Raw genomic sequence first — 17813 nt, 5'->3', positions numbered from 1 at the left:
CCACGCGCCCCTGAATTGACCACCCGTGCGCCTTTGAAGACGGCTCCCGGGGTGGCTCAGCGCGGTGGCTCGATCTCCGTGAAGCCGCCGCCGAGCAGCCGGGCGTCCACGCCGTCCGGCGGCAGCTCGCCGTGTTCGGCCAAGACCTCCGCGGCGTACGCCTCGGCGTCGTCCTGCGGCTCGTAGCCGAGCGCACGGGCCGGGGCGAGGTCCCACCAGGCGCGGGTGTTGGCGCTGATGCCGTTCACCACCACGTGCCCGTCGACCGGGGCGGTGAGTGCGGCGTGCACCAGCCGGGCGCAGTCGGCGGGGCTCAGCCAGGTGGAGAGCATCCGGGTGGAGCGCGGCTTCGGGAAGCACGAGCCGATCCGGATCGAGACGCTCTCCACCCCGTACTTGTCGGCGTAGAGCTGCGCCAGGCCCTCGCCGAAGACCTTGGACAGGCCGTAGTAGGTGTCGGGCCGGGGCGCGATGTCCGTGCCGATCAGGCCCTTGCCGCCGGGGCCGGGGCCCTGCAGCGGGGTGAATCCGACGGCGTGGTTGGAGCTGGCGAAGACCACCCGCTTCACCCCCTCCAGCCGGACGGCCTCGTAGAGGTGGTAGGTGCCTTCGATGTTGGCGCCGAGGATGTGGGCGAAGGTGTCCTCCAGCGAGATGCCGCCGAGGTGGACGACGGCGTCCACGCCGCGGACGGCCTCCCGGACGGCGTCCGCGTCGCGCAGGTCGAAGGCGAGGGCGTCGGGCTCGCCGGGGATCGGGGCGAGGTCGGCGAGCCGGAGGCGGTGGCCGTACGGGGGCAGCAGTTCGCGCAGCGTGGTGCCGACGCCGCCGGCGGCGCCGGTGAGCAGGATGGTCTGTGGCATCGTCAGTCCGTGGTGATCGTGTGGCGCTTGATGTGGTCGAGGTCGAAGTGGTCGCCGAGGCCCGGCCGTTCGGGCAGCCGGACGGTGCCATGCTCGTCCATGGCGTCGACGATCGCGTGGAGGTGCGGCGGCACGGCGTCGAAGTCGGTGTGCGGATGGAGCAGCCCGCGCTCGTACCAGCGGCCGTTGGTGGTGGCGCCGAGCAGCGAGAGGTTGCCGGAGCCGTTGCCGTGCACCTCGCAGTCCATGTTGAAGGCTTCGGCGAGGTGCAGGGTGCGGACGGCGGGGGTGATGCCGCCGACGTCGGTGGTGCCGGTGCGCAGGATGTCGCAGGCGCCGGAGGTGATCCACTCGGCCCGGGTGAAGTTCTTGCCCCAGGAGGTCTCCGGGCCGATCACCGGGATGTCGAGCTGTTCGGCGAGCCAGCGGTAGGAGGAGACGGAGGCCTCCTCCATGGGCTCCTCGAACCAGTAGTAGTCCAGCTCCTGGAGGGCCCGGCCGAGTCGGAGCGCCTCGGTGCGGGAGTACCAGTGGTTGGCGTCCAGCATCAGCTCGATGCCGGGGCCGACGGCCTCGCGGACGGCGCTGCAGGCGGCGATGTCCAGGGCCACGGACGGGGCGCCGGCCACCGGCGGCATCCAGGTGTGCAGCTTGATCGCCCGGTAGCCGCGCTCGACGAGCTGCACCGCGAAGGCGGCGTAGTCGGCGGGGGTGGCGAGGCCGCCGGGGATCTCGTCGCCGCACATGGTGGAGGCGTAGGCGGGGACTTCGCTGCGGGCGCCGCCGAGCAGCTTCCACACCGGCAGACCGAGGCGCTGCCCGGCGAGGTCCCACAGGGCGAGGTCGACGAAGCCGAGGGCGCGGTCGGTGAGGCCGCCGTGCGCGCCGCGCTGGCGGCGGGCGAGCGAGGTCCACAGGCGTGTCCGATCCAGCGGGTCCTGCCCGATCAGCGCGGGGCGGACGTACTTGTCGAGCACGGCCGGGCGCAGGTGGTCGGGCTGGACGAGGACGCGTCCGGCGGCGCCGTCGGTGTCGGTGACGGTGAGCAGTGCCTCGCGGACCTCGTGGGGTGCGGAGGGGTGCCGGTGGCCGTGGGCGTCGACGGCGGTGCGGGCCTCGGTGGTGAAGACGGTGAGTTCGATGCGTTCGATCGTCGCGGTCACGGAGGTCAGCCGTTCTTGGACTGGTAGGTCTGCTGGGCCTTGGTGAAGGCGTCGGCGACGGACTTGGCGAAGTCGGCCGCGGACATCTTGCCGAGCAGCACCTTCTGGAAGGCGGGCTCGGCGTCGGTCTTGGTGATCTTGGAGTACTGGGGGAGGTGGACCGGCGGCTGGACGAGCCTGGCGGAGGTGGAGTTGAGCGCGTCGCCGGCCTGCTTGGTGATGCCGGACTTGGCGTACCACTCGTCGGCGTAGGCCTCGGTGTTGGCCGGGATCTGGCCGACGTTCTCGTTCCAGTAGCTGTTGGAGGCGTGCGAGTCGAGGAACTCCATGAACGCCCAGGCCTCGTCCTTGTGCTTGCTGTTCTTGAACAGGCCGAAGCCGTCGACCGGGTTGGCGAGGATGGAGGTGCCGTTGGGGCCGGCGGGCAGCAGCATGCCGGCCACCTTGTCGCCGAGCGCCGTCTTCACGTCCTTGGTGGAGCCCAGGTTGTGGTGGACCATCATCACCTGGTTGGCCTGGAACTGGGCGAGCATCTGCGGGTAGGCGTTGGAGACGTCGGCCTCCGGGGTGGTGTTCCTGTACTGCGCGGCGATCTTCTCGATCAGGGCGACGTTCTGCGGGTCGGCGACGGTGGACCTGCCGCTCGCGTCGAACATGGCGTCCAGGCCGGAGTAGGAGTAGGCCTCGGCGAGGATCTGGAAGCCGGAGCCGGCGCCGCCGCGGATGGTGAAGCCGTACTGGTTCTTGGACTTGTCGGTGAGCCCGGCGGCGGCGGCGAACAGCTCGTCCCAGGTCCTGGGGACGGTGATGCCGGCCTCCTTGAACTTGTCGGCGCGGTACCAGATGACGTCCTGGTTGCCGGAGGACGGCAGCTGGTACAGGCCCTTGCCGCCGGCGGCGCTCTTGGAGATGGTCAGGAAGTTGGCCGACAGCTTGCCGTTCAGCGGGCTCTTGGCGTACAGGTCGTCGAGCTGGGTGAGCGCCTTCTGCGCGGTGAGCGAGGCGAGCAGGGCGGTGGTGACGCCGCCGACGTCGGGCGTGGAGCCGGAGGCGACGGCGGTGTTGTACTTCTCGGCGATCTCGGAGCTGGTGACGCCGACGTACTTGACGGTGATGTTCGGGTGGGCCTTCTCGAACTCGTCGATGAGGTGCTGCATCAGCGGGGTTCTGGCCGGGCCGGCGTTGTTGTCCCAGTAGGTGATGGTGACCTTGCCGCCGGCGTCGGAGGAGGAGCCTGCCGAGGAGCAGGCGCTCAGCAGGCCGAGGGCGGCGAGGGCGGCGGCGGTGGTGCGCAGGGTGCGGCTCATGGCGGTGGTGTCCTGTCGGATCGGCGCGGGTGGGGTGTGCGGTGCTTCGGTGCCGGTTCTCAGCCCTTGACGGCGCCGGCGCTCATGCCCTGGACGAGGTACTTCTGGACGACGGCGAAGACCAGCACCACGGGGACGGCGGCGACCACGCCGCCCGCGGCCAGGGCGCCGAAGTCGACGGTGTTCTCGCCGATGGTGGTCTGCAGGCCGACCGGGACGGTCTGCAGCTCGGGGTCGTTGAGGAACATCAGGGCGAAGAGGAAGTTGTTCCAGCTGCCGATGAAGGCGAACGACCCGACCGCGACGATGCCGGGCCGCAGCAGCGGGAGGACGACGGCGAGGAAGGCGCGCAGCCGGCCGCAGCCGTCCACCATCGCGGACTCCTCCAGCTCCACCGGGACGTTCTTCACGAAGCCGCTCATCAGGATCATCGCGAGCGGGAGCTGGAAGGTGGTCTCGGCGACGATCAGGCTCCACCGGGAGTCGATCAGGTGGAAGGTGCGGAAGATGTCGAACAGCGGGATCAGCATCATCGCGCCCGGCACGAACTGGGTGCACAGCAGCGCCAGCATGAACACCTTGCGGCCGCGGAAGTCGAAGCGGGCCAGCGCGTAGCCGCCCATCAGCGCGAAGAAGGTGACGAACAGCAGGGTGAGCAGGGCGATCCAGACGCTGTTGCGGAAGTACGTGCTGAAGCCCATGCCGTTCCACACCGTTTCGAAGTGCGCGGTGGTGATCGGCCAGGGGAGCAGGGAGTTGGAGCCGGCCGGGCGGAGCGCGAAGAGCAGCATCCAGTAGAACGGCACCAGGGTGAAGAGCAGGTAGAGGCCGAGCGGCAGGAAGAGCCGCAGCAGGCGGCCGTCGCGCCGCCGGGCGGGGCGGGCGGTGCTGCCGGCGGCGGTGCCGGCCGGGGCGGGCAGGGCGGCGGTGGTCACGGGGGTGCGCTCCAGGTCGGGGGTGGTCATCGGGGCCGCCGTCACTTCCCGCCGCCGAACCTGCTGAGCCGCAGGTACAGGATCGAGCAGAACAGCAGGATCACGAAGGCCGCCGTGGTGAGCGCCGATCCGTAGCCGAAGTCGTACGACTTGCGGGCGAGTTGGGCGACGTACAGCGGGAGGCTGGTGGTCGCGCCGGCCGGGCCGCCGTTGGTGAGGGTGTAGAGCAGGTCGACGTTGTTGAACTCCCAGACCGAGCGCAGCAGCGTGGCGAGCACGATGGCGTCCCGCAGGTGCGGGAGGGTCACGTGGAAGAAGCTGCGGATGCGGCCGGCGCCGTCCATGGAGGCCGCCTCGTACAGCTCCTTGGGCACGGACTGCAGGTCGGCGAGGATGAGGATGGCGAAGAACGGTACGCCGCGCCAGAGTTCGGCGACCACGGCGGCACCGAAGACGGTGTCGGGGTTGCCGAGCACGGAGGTGGCGCTGTCGCCGATGCCGAGTTCGCCGAGGTGGTGGAAGACGCCGGTGGCCGGGTTGTAGAGCAGGATCCAGATGCCGGTGGTGAGCACGCCGGAGACCGCCCACGGGGAGAAGACCAGCGCGCGGGCGACGGCCCGGCCGACGAAGGTCTCGTTGACGATCAGCGCCAGGGCCAGGCCGAGCAGCAGCTGCAGGGCGACCTCGGCGAACACCCACTTCGCGGAGAAGGCCAGGCTGTGCCAGAACTGGGCGTCGGCGAACATCCGGCGGAAGTTGTCCAGGCCCACAAAGGCGTCGTCGTAGGGCTCGTTGACGACGTGGTGCTGGAGCGAGGAGTACAGGACACTGCCGACCGGGACGACCAGGAAGACGGCCAGCAGCAGCACCGTGGGTGCGATGAGGGTGTACGGGGTGAGGGCCCGGCGCAGTCGGGGGCCGCGGGTACTGGGGGTGCCGGAGAGAGCCACGCGTGTGCTCGCCTCCTCTCTGCCCGGGGGCGGAACCAGCCACGCCCTTGGACGTTGTTCACAGGTGTGGACACCCTAGGTTTGACCCGGTGGAGCGTCAACCCCCCGTGCATCGAATTTGCGTTCATGGATGTGGACTGCGGTCATGGTGATGTATAACGCTGTCGAGAGGTGCCGCACCGTCCGCGCACCCGCCCCTGCTGCCCCCTCCGCCGCCCCATCCCTGGAGAGCGACCCCCATGCCTGCTGACCTGCCCGCAGACCGCACCCCCCTCGCCGACCGCCTGGACGGCCTCCTCTTCTTCCCCGTCACGCCCTTCGCGCCCGACGGCACGGTCGACCTCGACGCCTTCCGCGCCCACGTCCGCGCCCGCCTCGACGCAGGTGCCGCCGCCGTCTTCGCCGCGTGCGGCACCGGCGAGTACCACGCCCTCGGACTCGACGAGTACGAGGCTGTCATCGCCGCCGCGGTCGAGGAAACGGCCGGCGCCGTGCCCGTCGTGGCCGGAGTGGGCCACGGCACCGCCCTCGCCCTGGACTTCCTGCGCCGGGCCGAACGGGCCGGTGCCGACGGCGTCCTCGCCCTGCCCCCGTACCTGGTCAGGCCCTCGCAGGAGGGGCTGTACCGGCACTACGCCGCGCTCGCCGCCGCCACCCGGCTGGAGATCATCGTCTACGCGCGCGACAACGCGGTGCTCGACCCCGAGACGGTCGTCCGCCTCGCCGGGGTCGACAACATCACCGGCTTCAAGGACGGTGTCGGCGACATCGACCGGATGCAGCGCATCGTCAGCGCCGTGCGCACCGCGCTGCCCGACCGCCCGTTCCGCTACTTCAACGGCCTGCCCACCGCCGAACTCACCGGCCTCGCCTACCGCGGCATCGGCGTCACCCTCTACTCCTCCGCCGTCTTCTGCTTCGCCCCCGACATCGCCCTCGCCTTCCACCGGGCGCTCAACACCGGCGACGACACCACCGCCAACCGCCTGCTCGACGGCTTCTACCGCCCGCTGGTCGAACTCCGCGCCCAGGGCAGCGGCTACGCCGTCTCCCTGGTCAAGGCCGGCGTCCGCCTCGACGGCCTGGAGGTCGGCCCCGTCCGCCCGCCGCTCACCGAGCCCGCCCCGGAGCACGTCGCCCGGCTCGCCGACCTCGTCAAGCACGGCCGCAGCCTCATCTGACCCCACCGAGTCCGACCCCACCGAGCCGGGGTGCCCGGCCCGCACCCGCCGGGCACCCCCCGCACCCCCGGAGCCGCCGTGCCCACCTCCGCCTTCCTCTACCCCTGGGACGTGCTCGGCGACCCGCACGCCGCCGCCCGCCTCGCCGCCCTCGGCCCGGACCGGGCCACCCTCGCCTCCGCCTACCACTCCACCCGTGCCCTGACCCCCCGCCACCCCGAACGGCGCATCGTCACCGCCCGGCACTCCGCCGTCTACTACCCCGCCTCCGCCCGCCGCTGGCGCGGCCGCCGGCTGCGCCCGTACGCCCAGGGCTGGCTGCCCGCCGCCGACCCGTTCGGCGAGGCGGCGCAGGCACTGCTCGGCGCCGGTCTCGAGGTGCACAGCTGGGTGGTGCTCGCGCACAACTCCCGGCTGGGGGAGGAGTTCCCGGCGAGCACCGTGCGCAACGCCTACGGCGAGCACTACACATGGGCACCGTGCATCGCCCGGCCCGAGGTGGTCGAGTACGCCGCCGACCTCGCTGCCGAGGCGGCCGTGCGCCCCGGCGCGACCGGCACCGAACTCGAGTCCTGCGGCTGGTACGGGCTGGCGCACCTGCACGCCCACGACAAGATCGGCGGGGTGCCGCTCGGCCCGGCCGGGCAGTTCCTGATGTCCCTCTGCTTCTGCGAGGTCTGCGAGCGCGGCTACGGGGATTCGGCCGGTGCACTCCGCAAGGCCGTCCGGGCGGCGCTGGAGCCGCTCTGGCGGGGCGCCCCCGAACCCCGGGCCGAGCAGGAGTGGGACCGGGTGGTGCAGTTGATCGGGGTCGGGGCCGCGGCCACTGCACTGGCCCACCGCCGGGCCGCCGCACTGCACTTCCAGCGGGCGGCGGTCGCGGCCGTCCGGGCGGCCGCACCGGCCGGGTTCCGGGTGCTGCTGCACGGCGACCCGCTGCCGCACCGGTCGGGGCCCAACCCCGGGGTGGACACTGCCGGGGTGCTGGAGTTCGCGGACGGGCTGGTGCTGCCCGAGCCGGCCCGGACACTGCCGCTCGCCGCACCGCACCGCCGCCCGGGGACGGTCCTGGCGGCCAACCTGCCGGTGGTGGCGGGCATGGGCGGGGCTGCGCCGGCGGTGGTGCCCGGTGCGGACGAACTGCGGCTCTACCATGCGGGGCTGGCCTCGGACTCGGATCTGGAGGCCGTTCGGGCGTTGCTGCGCCGAGAGGGCTTTTAGGGGCGCGGGGAGCTGCGCGGGCGGGAGGTGCGGCACCGTACCTTCCGATTCGCGCAGCTCCCCGCACCCCTGTTGTGGTTGTCCGTCAGGACTTGGTGCAGAGGCCGGAGGCCTGCAGGGCGGTGAGGATCTTCTCCGAGGTCTCGGGGCCGAAGCCCTTGGGGTGGGCGGCCGAGGTGAAGTTCTGGCCGGTGAGTTCGACCAGCTTGGCGTGGTCCTTGGGGAAGTTGTAGACGGCCTGGCACTGCTTGCGGGCGGCCTCCACGGTGGCCTCGGGCCCGCGGGAGACGATGTCCGGGTCGAGTGCCTTCAGTGCCGCGACCAGCTTGTCGGCGGTGCCGGAGTCCGGCTTCGCGGGCAGCCCGGCGTCCGAGGGCGGGGCCGGCTTGGGGCTGGCCGCGGTGTCCTGGGCGGCACCGGTGCCGGAGGCGGCCGGGGCGGTGGTGGCGGTGGCGGAGGCGGGCCCGGCGGCCGGGTCGGCCTTCGGGGCCGAGCCGCTGGAGGAGCAGCCGGCCAGGCCGAGCACGGCGGCGGCGGCCAGGGCCGCGGTGAGGGTACGGGTGCGCATGGCGGACAGACTGTCATGCCCCCGCCGATGGGGGGAGGGGTGGCGGCTCAGATCGTGGGCGGCCACACCGGCCGGTCGTCCGGGACGGGCCGGCCGAGGCCGCGCAGCGAGCCGGGTGGCAGCAGGTGCTGCCGGTGCAGGTCGGCGGCGACCAGCCGGGCCACCTCGATCGCGCCGTGCGCCTGGAAGTGCGTGTTGTCGGCGACCCCGTCCGGGTAGTTGCCGCCGGGCTCCCGCCACAGGAAGTACGCCTTGGTGCCCTCCGGGCCGAGCTGCTGCCACAGTGCCAGGCTGAGCGCCTGCAGGTCGACGAGCGGCACCCGCTCGGCCGCGGCGAGGTCGCGCATCGCCTGCGGGTAGGCGCCGTGCGAGGCGAGGGCCCGGCCGTCGGCGTCGAAGCGGCGCCGTTCGACCGAGGTGACCAGGACGGGCAGGGCGCCGCGGCTGCGCGCCCCGTCGAGGTAGCGGCGCAGGTACTGCTGGTAGGTGGTGTACGGGTCGGTGCCGCGGGCCGGGTCGGAGGTCTTCTCGTCGTTGTGGCCGAAGGACACCAGCAGGCGGTCGCCGGTGCGCAGGTCGGCCAGGATGCCGTCGAGCAGGCCGAGGTCGGCGAAGCTCTTGGAGCTGGCGCCGGACAGCGCCCGGTCGTCGACCGTCAGGTGCGGGCCGGTGAAGACCGGCAGGGCCTGGCCCCAGCCGGCCCGCGGGGCGGCGGCGGTGGGGTAGACGGAGGCGGTGGAGTCCCCGGCGACGAACACCGTGCTGCGGCGGGGTGCCGCCGCGGCGGGGGCGGTGTTGCCGAGGACGGCCAGCAGGGGCGCCGCGGCGGCGGCGAGGGCGAGGCTGCGGCGGGTCGGGTCGGTCATCGGTCTCCTCCGGTGCGGCCCGCAGACGGGCGGTCGTCCCAGGGGCGCCAGCCGTCGGCGCCGAGCAGGTGGCTCTCACGGGTGAGGAGGCCGGCCTGGGCGGCGGTCAGTTGCGGCCGCTCGGCGGGGTCGGCGATCAGCGCGCCGGGGCCCTCGTTGGCGTACTCGGCGAAGCGCTGCTGCTGCCACGGGTAGCTGTTCGACATGGTGGCGTAGGGGGTGGCGGCGTCGACGCCCGGGCCGAGCCAGGAGCCGCGGACCGTCAGCATCGGCCGGGCGGTCGGGTCGCTGCTCGGTACCCAGGGGCGGGCGAGCCGGTAGGCGCCGTCGGCGGCGGCGCTGGTGACGGTGCAGCGGGTGGCGAGGAATCCGTACGCGGTGGTGCGGGCGGTGCTGGGGGCGAAGACGAAGCCGAGGGGTGGTGCGGCGAGGTCGGTGCGGCCGAGGGTGTGCAGCCGGCAGTGCTCGAGGACGGCGGTGGCGCGGCCGAAGACGAAGTCGACGTCGCCCTCGATGTGGCAGTGGCCGTAGTACTGCCGGGCGGTGACGGCCAGGGCGGCGGTGTCGGCGTAGAGGGTGTCCTGGTGGCCGAGGAAGCGGCAGCGGTGGAAGGCGCAGCGGTCGCCGGTGACCTTGGCGGCGACGGCCTGGGTGCCGGTGCTGCCGGGGTGGTCGGCGCGCAGCCAGTCGTTGGCGAAGGTGATGTCGTACGCGGTGAGCCCGTCCGCCTGGAGGGCGGCGGTGGCGCTGCCGGTGGTGCCCAGGGTGCCGCCGCCGGGTTTGGGCGTGCCGGCCGCGTTGTCGTACACGAGGACGGTGTCGCGGGCGCGGCGGCTCGCGCCGATCAGGGTGAGGTGCGGGCGGGAGGGCGGGACGGTGACGGTCTCGCGGTAGGTGCCGGGGGCGAGGACGAGTGTCCAGCCGGTCTCCGCGGTGGTGCCGGTGGGCGTGGCGGTGACGGCGGCCTGGACGGTGGTGTGGTCGCCGTGGCCTTCCGGGTCGACGTACAGCGTGCGGGGGTCGAGCCGGGCGGTGGGGGAGCCGTAGCGGCCCCAGCGGCCGGGTCCGCCGTGGGCGGCGGCGGGTGCGGCGCCCGGGCCGGTGCCGAGGAGGGCGCCGGCGGAGGCGAGCAGGACGGTACGGCGGGTGGGCATGGCGGGCTCCGGGGGTCGGTGGGCCGCGGGCGGTGGGGCGCACCGGGGCCGGACAGGGGGCGACACGCTCCGCCGCTGTTCGGGAATGTGAACAGCGGTCGCATCCATGTCCGGGAACCCTAGGGAGGGCGGCGCGGCGCTGTCAATGCCGGCGCCGGTTCCGCAAACGCCGGCGCGCCCCGCACCGAGGGGTGCGGGGCGCGCCGGTCGGACGGTCCGTCAGATGTGCCGGGTGGCAAGGGTGAGCCGGTCGCGGGCGTCCATCAGGGCGTCGCGGATCATCTGCTCGCGGCCGGGCGTCAGCCGTGCCACCGGCACCGAGACGCTCACCGCGTCGCGCGCCGGGTGTCGGTACGGGATCGCCACGCCGAAGCAGCGCACGCCCAGCGTGTTCTCCTCCCGGTCGACGGCGTAGCCGAGTTCGCGGATCCGGTGCAGCTCCTCGATCAGTTCCTCGCGGTCGGTGTGGGTGTGCTCGGTCATCGGCTCCAGCTTCTCCGGCAGCAGCCGGCGGATCTGCTCGTCCGTCCGGGTGGCGAGCAGCGCCTTGCCGTGCGAGGTGCTGTACGCGGGCAGCCGCCGCCCGATCCGGGTGAACGGCCGCAGGCTGTGCTGGGACTGACGGGTCGCCAGGTACACCACGTTGGTGCCGTCCAGGCGGGCGAGGTGGATGGTCTCGCCGGTGTCGTCGGCCAGCCGGTCCAGTGTGGGCCTGGCCGCCGCCACCGCCTCGTCGCCGTCGATGTACGAGCTGCCGACCAGCAGGGCCCGCACCCCGATGCCGTACCGGGTGCCGGTGGCGTCGGTCTCCACCCAGCCCAGTTCGACCAGGGTGCGCAGCAGCATGTACAGGCTGGACTTGGGGTAGCCGGTCTGCTCCTGCACCTCGGCGAGGCTGTGCATGCCGGTGTTCCCGGCGAAGTACTCCAGGAGCTCCACGGTGCGCACCGCGGACTTGACCTGGGCGCCGCCGGTGGCGGCGTCGTTCGGCGAGGGCATGTCCTTGACCCCTTCCGTCACGCGGCGTATCGTCCCGCGAGTTCAAATAGTCGTATCACGTTCAGCATACTGAACAGATTCACGGTGTGGGAGACAGGCCCGCGTCACGCCCCCGTACGGCGGACGCTACCCGACCGGCACCGTGCTGAGGAGGCCCGCGTGCACACCGACGACGCCCAGCCCGCCCCCGTCCACTCCACCGACCCGCGGACCGGCGCATCCCGCGGCCCGGTCGCCGTGGAGGCCGGGGCCGACGCCGTCGACACCGCAGTCCGTGCCGCCGCCGCAACCCTCCCGGCGCTCGCCGACCGCACACGCCGCGCCGAGTTCCTGCGCGCCGCCGCCGACCGCCTGGACGCCGCCGCCGACGGGATCACCGCCACCGCCGACGCCGAGACCGCACTCGGCACCGCCCGGCTCACCGGCGAGCTCGCCCGCACCACCTACCAGCTGCGCGCCTTCGCCGACCAGCTCGCCGAGGGCTCCCACCTCGGCCTGGTCATCGACCACGCCGACCCGGCCCTCGGCCGCCCCGACCTGCGCCGGATGAAGCTGCCGCTCGGCGTCGTCGCGGTCTTCTCCGCGAGCAACTTCCCGCTCGCCTTCTCCGTCGCCGGCGGCGACACCGCCAGCGCACTCGCCGCCGGCTGCCCGGTCGTCGTCAAGGCGCACCCCGACCACCCGGCCACCGGTGAGCTCACCGCGCGGCTGGTCCGCGAGGCCGCGACCGCCGTCGGCCTGCCCGCGGACGTGCTCCGCCTGGTGCACGGCTTCGAGGCCGGCCCCGCACTCGTCCGCCACCCGCTCACCGCCGCCGTCGGCTTCACCGGCTCGGTGCGCGGCGGCCGCGCCCTGTACGACATGGCGGCGGCCCGGCCCCGGCCGATCCCCTTCCACGGCGAGCTCGGCAGCCTCAACCCGGTCGTCGTCACCGAGCGGGCCGCCGCCACCCGGGCCGAGGAGATCGGCGCCGGACTCGCCGGCTCCTTCACCCTCGGCAACGGCCAGTTCTGCGTGAAGCCCGGCCTGGTCCTCGTCCCGGCCGCCGAGCCCGGGGTCGAGAAGGCCGTGGTCGCCGCCGCCGCACAGGCCCCCGCCGCCCCGATGCTCGACCCGCGGATGCGCGAGGCCTACCTGGAGGGAGTGCGCGAACGCGCCGCGCACCCCGGCGTCGAGGTACTGCTCGCCGGTGGCGCAGAGGCCGTCGAGGGCGCGCCGCTGGCCGTCCGCGCCGGAATCCTCGCGGTCGCCGCCGGCGAACTCGCCGAGCCGCTGCTCGAGGAGTGCTTCGGCCCGGTCACCGTCCTCGTCCGCTACCGGGACGCGGCCGAGCTGGAGTCCGTCCTCGCCCGGCTGGACGGCAACCTCACCGCCACCGTCCAGCTCGCCGCGGACGAGCGCGGGCCCGAGGCGGCGGCCCTGCTGCAGCGACTGGTCCCGCTCGCGGGGCGGCTGGTCGTCGACGGCTGGCCGACCGGTGTCGCCGTCGCCCCCGCCATGCAGCACGGCGGCCCCTACCCGGCCACCACCTCCACCTCGACCTCGGTCGGCGCCACCGCGATCGAACGCTGGCTCCGCCCGGTCAGCTACCAGAACACCCCGCAGGCGCTGCTGCCGCCGGAGCTGCACGACGCCAACCCGCTGGGCCTGCCGCGGCTCGTCGACGGCCGCCGCGAGGCCTGATCCTGCGGAGCTCCGCGCTCACAGCTCCGTCCGGCGCCGGCGGACCACCACCCACAGGTCCGTCAGTGCCAGCAGCATCAGCACCCCGGAGCAGACCGCGAACACCGTCAGCGTCCCGCTGCTCGGGATGTCGGAGGAGCTGTTGCGCGAGGCCCACAGGGCGAACCCGACCGTCATCAGCGCGAAGACCGGCACGAAGATCACCGAGAGCAGGAAGCGCAGCTTCAGGTCACTGCGCGCGGTCGCCGGCTCGGTGCCGCTGCGCCAGTACCGGGGTGTCTTCGCCGGACGCATGGCACTCACCTCCCGCCCCTTCCAGCCTAGGGCGTGTCCTCGAGGAAACGGGTGCTCCACAAGGGGCGCGTGGGAGTGCCTGAATCGACCGCCCGAGTGCCCTCCGAAGACAGTTCCCGGGTGCGTCAGCGCCCGGTGGGCCCGTTCTTGCGGGTCGGGCCGTGGTAGAGCGCGGTGACCCACCGGTTGGCCGCCTCGACCAGGGGTTCGGCGAGCGGCAGGGCCAGCAGTACCAGCAGGCCGGCCGTCCAGCCGGCGACCACGTCCGAGATCCAGTGGGTGCCGAGGTACACGGTGGTGAGGCCGATCGACGCCGCCGTCAGGCCGGCGAGCAGTGCTCCCATCCGCCGCCACCGCACCGCCAGGTAGGCCAGCACGCCCCAGGTCACCACCGCGTTGGCGGTGTGCCCGGAGGGGAAGATCGTGCCTCCGGCGAACAGCTCGGGGGAGTCGATGAAGTGCGCGTAGTGCGGGCCGAGCCGGCCGGTCAGGATCTTCACGCCGCCGACCGTGATGTTGAGCAGCAGCAGCGCCGCCCCCATCACCAGCAGCGGCCGCACCGTCCGCGTCCGGTACGAGCGCCAGCCCAGCCAGAGGCAGGCCGCGATCGCCGAAGGCCCGCGCTGGCCCGCCACGATCCACACGTCGAGCAGCGGCCGCACCTCCGGCCACCGCTTGTACGGCTTGAGCAGCTCCAGCCACCAGTCCAGCCGGACCAGGGCGGTGTCCGCAAGCACTCCGGCCACGACGGCGGCGTACACCAGCGCGGTCGCGGCGATCAGGAGGACACGTCCGCGACCGATCCGCGCCCGGACGGGGGCCTCCGGCGGCAGGGGCACGGACTGCAGGTCGAGGGAGGGTCGGATCGAGGCTTGCACCCCCTGACCCTACCCGTCCGCCGATCGGGGGACGGGCAGGGGGCGGAACGGGGAGAGGCCCCGCGGATGCGGGGCCTCCCGGGGCCGGCTCGGGCGTTGATCAGGGGAGCAGTCGCTCCACGGCGACCCGTCCGTACTTCTGGAGGTCCTGCCGCGCCTTCTCGATCAGTTCCGGGGTCGGGGTGCGGCCGGAGGCCATCACCAGGTCCTCGGGGTCGACGGGGTGTTCGGCGCCGGTGTGCAGCAGGTGGTCCGGGGTGGGCATCGATCGGCTGTCAGTGGACTCGGACATGGAGGCCTCCGGGTGGTACGAATGTCGGCCGTGCCGTCGAAGCGGCGCGGGCGGCTCCGGCTCCGCGACCCCGTCGGGGCAGCGGACGTCTGCTACCGAGTGTGGACCATCCGGGGGCCTGTGCGCACTGCGACGCTCTGACCCGCCGGTCATCGGTGCAGTTCCCGGGCCGTTCCGGCCGCCGGGGCTGCGCGCCCCGGCGGCGGTGAAAGGGGTCAGTCGAGCGGGCCGCCGGCCACGTACACGACCTGGCCGGAGACGAAGCCCGCGCCCTCGCTCGCCAGGAAGGAGATGGTGTTGGCGACGTCCTCGGGGGTGCCGACCCGGTTCACCGGGATCTGGGTGGCGGCGGCCTGCTTGAACGCCTCGAACTCCATGCCGACCCGGGCGGCGGTGGCCGCGGTCATGTCGGTGGCGATGAAGCCGGGGGCGACCGCGTTGGCCGTAATGCCGAACTTGCCGAGCTCGATCGCCAGGGTCTTGGTGAAGCCCTGCAGGCCGGCCTTGGCGGAGGAGTAGTTGGCCTGGCCGCGGTTGCCCTGCGCCGAGGAGGAGGAGAGGTTGACGATCCGTCCGAAACCGGCGTCCACCATGTGCTTCTGCACCGCACGGGTCATCAGGAACGCACCCTTGAGGTGCACGTTCATGACGGTGTCCCAGTCGGACTCGGACATCTTGAAGAGCAGGTTGTCGCGCAGCACGCCGGCGTTGTTCACCAGCACCACGGGAGCGCCGAGTTCGGCCGCGATCCGGTCGACGGCGGCCTGCACCTGCTCGGCGTTCGAGACGTCGGCGCCGACGGCGAGCGCCCGGCCGCCCGCGGCGACGATCGCGTCCACGGTCTGCTTGCCCGCGGACTCCTCCAGGTCGACCACGGCGACGGCGTAGCCGTCGGCCGCCAGCCGGAGCGCGGTGGCGGCGCCGATGCCGCGGGCCCCGCCGGTGACGACCGCGACCCGGGTGGAGGTGGACTGCTCGGTCATGCTCGTACTCGTCTCTCTCGGTGGTGGGGCGGGCCGGCACCGAGGCGGCGGCCGACCCGCGTGCCCCGGCAGGGCGAGCCCGGGGCGAAAGGTGGTACACAGCGCGCTGCGCGCACACCCTACCGGCGGGTAGTCTCGCGGGCCAGGGTGCAGAGCCGCAGGTGACGGAGGGTGAGGACGGGCCGCGGCCGGACGGGGGAAACCCAGCCTGTCGTGGGCCCGACAGGTGGCGGAAATATGCCAACTTTGCCGAACATGCGACTACTATCAGCCCCTGCCTGCCAGGGCGGCTCGACCGTTTGTATAGTGTGCGCCAGCAGCCACCGGCTGCACGGCTGACGCGCCCTCCCACACAGCGGGACGCTTACTCGCCGTTACTGCCCCGCTCGGGTGTCCCACACACACCGAGCGTGACACCGGGACGGATTTCATGGTGCTGGGGGAGATCCCGACAACCCGAGTGGCCGGTCGACTGCAGCAGTCGCCTGGACACCTCATCCGCGTGGCCCAGCAGGTGCACACCCGCTTGTGGTCCGAGCACGTCGGAGCCGATCTGACGGCTCCGCAGTTCGCCGTACTCCTCGCGCTCGCCCTCGAGCCCGGTGCCGATCAGCGCACCGTCGGCGAACGGGCCTCGCTGGACAAGGCGACGATGGCCGAGATGGTCGCCCGTCTCGTCCGGCGCGGCCTGGTGCTGCGCCGCCGCGATCCGGCCGACGGCCGGCGCAAGCTGCTGGCCCTGTCTCAGAACGGCGCCCAGGCGGTCCGCGAGGCCACCGGCGGAGTCGTCCGCGTGCAGCGGACGCTCTTCGAGCCGCTCACACCCGACGAGCAGATCGAGATCGTCCGGGTCATGGCCAAGATAGCCCGCCTCGAACCGGCCGCGGTCGCCGCACTGACCGACGCCCGCCCGCTGCTCGACGCCCAGCGGGCGATCGGCTACCTCATCCGGGTGGCCCAGCAGGTGCACACCAAGCTCTGGTCCGAGAAGGTCGGCGCCGAGCTGACCGCGCCCCAGTATGCGGTGCTGGAAGCGCTGGAGGCCGAGCCGGGTGCGGACCAGCGCACGGTCGGCGAGCTCGCCTCGCTCGACAAGGCGACGATGGCCGAGATGGTCAGCCGGCTCGTCCGGCGCGGCCTGGTGCTCCGGCGCCGCGACCCCTCGGACGGCCGCCGCAACCTGCTGTCGCTCTCGCCCGCCGGGCAGGAGCTGCTGCACCGTTCGGCAGCCGGGGTGCGCGAGGTGCAGGAACTGCTCCTCGCCCCGCTGGAACCGCACGAGCACGAGCCGGCGCTGGCTCTGCTCGGCAAGACCGCCCGCCTCGACGCCGGGCTGTAACGATTCGGCAGCTGCACGGCCCTGGCCGGGCAGCCGCCCCGAGGGCCGTCACCTGTGCGGAGTGACGGCCCTCGGTCGTACCCGGGTGTCGCAGCCGGCCCTCCCGGCCGGCTGCCGTGCCCGGCTCAGTTCCAGTCGAAGCCCTGCGGGTCCGGACCGATCCGGCTGCCGGTGTCGATCGTGGCGATCGCAGCCATGTCCTCCGCGTCCAGCTCGAAGCCGGCCACGTCGAGGTTCTCCTTGATGCGCGCCGGGGTGACCGACTTCGGGATCGCGATGATCCCGCTCTGCAGGTGCCAGCGCAGCACCACCTGGGCCGGGGTGCGGCCGTGCTTGGCCGCGACCGCCGCCAGCGCCGGCTCGCCGAGCAGCGACTTGCCCTGGCCCAGCGGGCTCCACGCCTCGGTGGCGATGCCGTGCTGCGCGTGGAAGGCGCGCAGCTCCTGCTGCGGGAAGTAGGGGTGCAGCTCGACCTGGTTGAGCACCGGCACCACCGAGCTCTCCTGCAGCAGCACCTCCAGCTGCTGCGGGCCGAAGTTGGAGACGCCGACCGACTTGGCGCGGCCGTCCGCCGCCAGCTGCTCGAAGGCCTTCCAGATGTTGCCGAAGCTGCCGTGCATCGGGCGCGGCCAGTGGATCAGGTAGAGGTCGACGTAGTCCAGCCCGAGCTTGGCGAGCGACTCGTCGAAGGCGCGCAGCACTGCGTCCCGGCCCTGCGGCCCGGACCAGTCCGCGGTGCCGGAGTTCCACAGCTTGGTGGTGACGAACAGCTCCTCGCGCGGGACGCCGGACTTGGCGATCGCCACACCGGTGCCGGTCTCGTTCTCGTACACGGCGGCGGTGTCGATCGAGCGGTAGCCCGCCTCGATCGCGGCGCCGACCGCGGGCACGGCCTCCGCGTCCGGAACCTGCCAGACGCCGTAACCGAGCTGCGGGATCACCGCGCCGTTGTTGAGCGTGACGGTGGGGATAGAGCTCACGGGAAGGGGTGCCCTCCTGGTCGTCCAAATACTTCCGGAATCAACCAACCGGCGGCCGGAGGAGAACATTCCCCGGCGGTCGCACATTCCCTCGAACCGGTGAGCTTCGCGCCCCTCGAACCGGTGAGCTTCCCGCCGCCCTGGCCGGAACCGGGCG

Annotated in this window: 18 protein-coding genes; 4 read left to right on the top strand and 14 right to left on the bottom strand. The window is 73.1% G+C overall.

Annotation, left to right across the window (positions count from 1 at the left end; translation table 11 throughout):
* Positions 1–56: 56 nt before the first annotated feature.
* The 5 genes from ACQ614_RS08065 to ACQ614_RS08045 are packed head-to-tail and all read right to left on the bottom strand — an operon-like array spanning position 57 to position 5218.
* Positions 57–869 carry an NAD-dependent epimerase/dehydratase family protein gene (locus ACQ614_RS08065; protein ID WP_431683858.1) on the bottom strand — a complete coding sequence of 271 codons (813 nt, stop codon included), beginning with the start codon at positions 867–869 and terminating at the stop codon, positions 57–59.
* A complete protein-coding gene (locus ACQ614_RS08060) occupies positions 866–2026 on the bottom strand; it encodes an enolase C-terminal domain-like protein (protein WP_431677700.1) in 1161 nt (386 codons plus the stop codon). Before ACQ614_RS08060 ends, ACQ614_RS08065 begins: the two co-directional genes overlap by 4 nt.
* 5 nt (positions 2027–2031) lie before the next feature.
* Entirely contained in the window at positions 2032–3333 is a 1302-nt protein-coding gene (locus tag ACQ614_RS08055; RefSeq protein WP_431677699.1) for an ABC transporter substrate-binding protein, read from the bottom strand.
* A gap of 59 nt (positions 3334–3392) precedes the next feature.
* Entirely contained in the window at positions 3393–4298 is a 906-nt protein-coding gene (locus ACQ614_RS08050) for a carbohydrate ABC transporter permease (protein WP_431677698.1), read from the bottom strand.
* A gap of 11 nt (positions 4299–4309) precedes the next feature.
* Positions 4310–5218 carry a carbohydrate ABC transporter permease gene (locus ACQ614_RS08045; RefSeq protein WP_431677697.1) on the bottom strand — a complete coding sequence of 303 codons (909 nt, stop codon included), beginning with the start codon at positions 5216–5218 and terminating at the stop codon, positions 4310–4312.
* A gap of 239 nt (positions 5219–5457) precedes the next feature.
* Here ACQ614_RS08045 and ACQ614_RS08040 point away from each other — a divergent pair, with 239 nt between their 5' ends.
* The gene (locus tag ACQ614_RS08040) at positions 5458–6399 is read left to right on the top strand and encodes a 5-dehydro-4-deoxyglucarate dehydratase (RefSeq protein ID WP_431677696.1); all 942 of its coding nucleotides are present in this window, start codon (positions 5458–5460) and stop codon (positions 6397–6399) included.
* A gap of 78 nt (positions 6400–6477) precedes the next feature.
* The gene (locus tag ACQ614_RS08035) at positions 6478–7620 is read left to right on the top strand and encodes a hypothetical protein (protein ID WP_431677695.1); all 1143 of its coding nucleotides are present in this window, start codon (positions 6478–6480) and stop codon (positions 7618–7620) included.
* 85 nt (positions 7621–7705) lie between these two features.
* Here ACQ614_RS08035 and ACQ614_RS08030 read toward each other — a convergent pair whose 3' ends face one another.
* From ACQ614_RS08030 to ACQ614_RS08015, 4 genes are all read right to left on the bottom strand, one after another.
* Positions 7706–8188: a hypothetical protein gene (locus ACQ614_RS08030; protein WP_431677694.1), complete on the bottom strand. Its 483-nt coding sequence runs from the start codon at positions 8186–8188 to the stop codon at positions 7706–7708.
* 47 nt (positions 8189–8235) lie between these two features.
* Positions 8236–9054 (bottom strand): rhamnogalacturonan acetylesterase, encoded by an 819-nt coding sequence (locus tag ACQ614_RS08025; protein WP_431677693.1) that lies wholly within the window; start codon positions 9052–9054, stop codon positions 8236–8238.
* Positions 9051–10208: a pectinesterase family protein gene (locus ACQ614_RS08020; protein WP_431677692.1), complete on the bottom strand. Its 1158-nt coding sequence runs from the start codon at positions 10206–10208 to the stop codon at positions 9051–9053. Before ACQ614_RS08020 ends, ACQ614_RS08025 begins: the two co-directional genes overlap by 4 nt.
* 219 nt (positions 10209–10427) lie before the next feature.
* Positions 10428–11207 (bottom strand): IclR family transcriptional regulator, encoded by a 780-nt coding sequence (locus ACQ614_RS08015; RefSeq protein ID WP_431683857.1) that lies wholly within the window; start codon positions 11205–11207, stop codon positions 10428–10430.
* A 159-nt stretch (positions 11208–11366) separates the two neighbouring features.
* Between ACQ614_RS08015 and ACQ614_RS08010 the strand changes: the two genes are divergently transcribed.
* Positions 11367–12890 (top strand): aldehyde dehydrogenase (NADP(+)), encoded by a 1524-nt coding sequence (locus tag ACQ614_RS08010; protein WP_431677691.1) that lies wholly within the window; start codon positions 11367–11369, stop codon positions 12888–12890.
* An 18-nt stretch (positions 12891–12908) separates the two neighbouring features.
* Here the strand turns inward: ACQ614_RS08010 and ACQ614_RS08005 are convergent, their stop codons facing one another.
* The 4 genes from ACQ614_RS08005 to fabG form a co-directional block, all read right to left on the bottom strand.
* The gene (locus ACQ614_RS08005) at positions 12909–13184 is read right to left on the bottom strand and encodes a DUF6343 family protein (protein WP_431683856.1); all 276 of its coding nucleotides are present in this window, start codon (positions 13182–13184) and stop codon (positions 12909–12911) included.
* A gap of 125 nt (positions 13185–13309) precedes the next feature.
* Positions 13310–14062, bottom strand: coding sequence for a phosphatase PAP2 family protein (locus ACQ614_RS08000; RefSeq protein WP_431677690.1), 753 nt, complete (start codon positions 14060–14062; stop codon positions 13310–13312).
* A 100-nt stretch (positions 14063–14162) separates the two neighbouring features.
* A complete protein-coding gene (locus tag ACQ614_RS07995; RefSeq protein ID WP_030272071.1) occupies positions 14163–14354 on the bottom strand; it encodes a hypothetical protein in 192 nt (63 codons plus the stop codon).
* A gap of 215 nt (positions 14355–14569) precedes the next feature.
* A complete protein-coding gene (gene fabG, locus ACQ614_RS07990; protein WP_431677689.1) occupies positions 14570–15337 on the bottom strand; it encodes a 3-oxoacyl-ACP reductase FabG in 768 nt (255 codons plus the stop codon).
* A gap of 502 nt (positions 15338–15839) precedes the next feature.
* On the opposite strand from fabG, the gene ACQ614_RS07985 reads away from it, so the two are divergent.
* Positions 15840–16676, top strand: a complete 837-nt coding sequence (locus ACQ614_RS07985) for a MarR family winged helix-turn-helix transcriptional regulator (protein WP_431677688.1) — start codon at positions 15840–15842, stop codon at positions 16674–16676.
* A 125-nt stretch (positions 16677–16801) separates the two neighbouring features.
* Here ACQ614_RS07985 and ACQ614_RS07980 read toward each other — a convergent pair whose 3' ends face one another.
* On the bottom strand, positions 16802–17656 hold the full coding sequence (locus ACQ614_RS07980; protein ID WP_431677687.1) for an aldo/keto reductase: 855 nt from the start codon (positions 17654–17656) through the stop codon (positions 16802–16804).
* Positions 17657–17813 lie beyond the last annotated feature (157 nt).

This window comes from Kitasatospora dryopteridis, assembly GCF_050749075.1.
Taxonomy (GTDB): domain Bacteria; phylum Actinomycetota; class Actinomycetes; order Streptomycetales; family Streptomycetaceae; genus Kitasatospora.
This window is presented reverse-complemented; position numbering and strand designations above follow the sequence as displayed.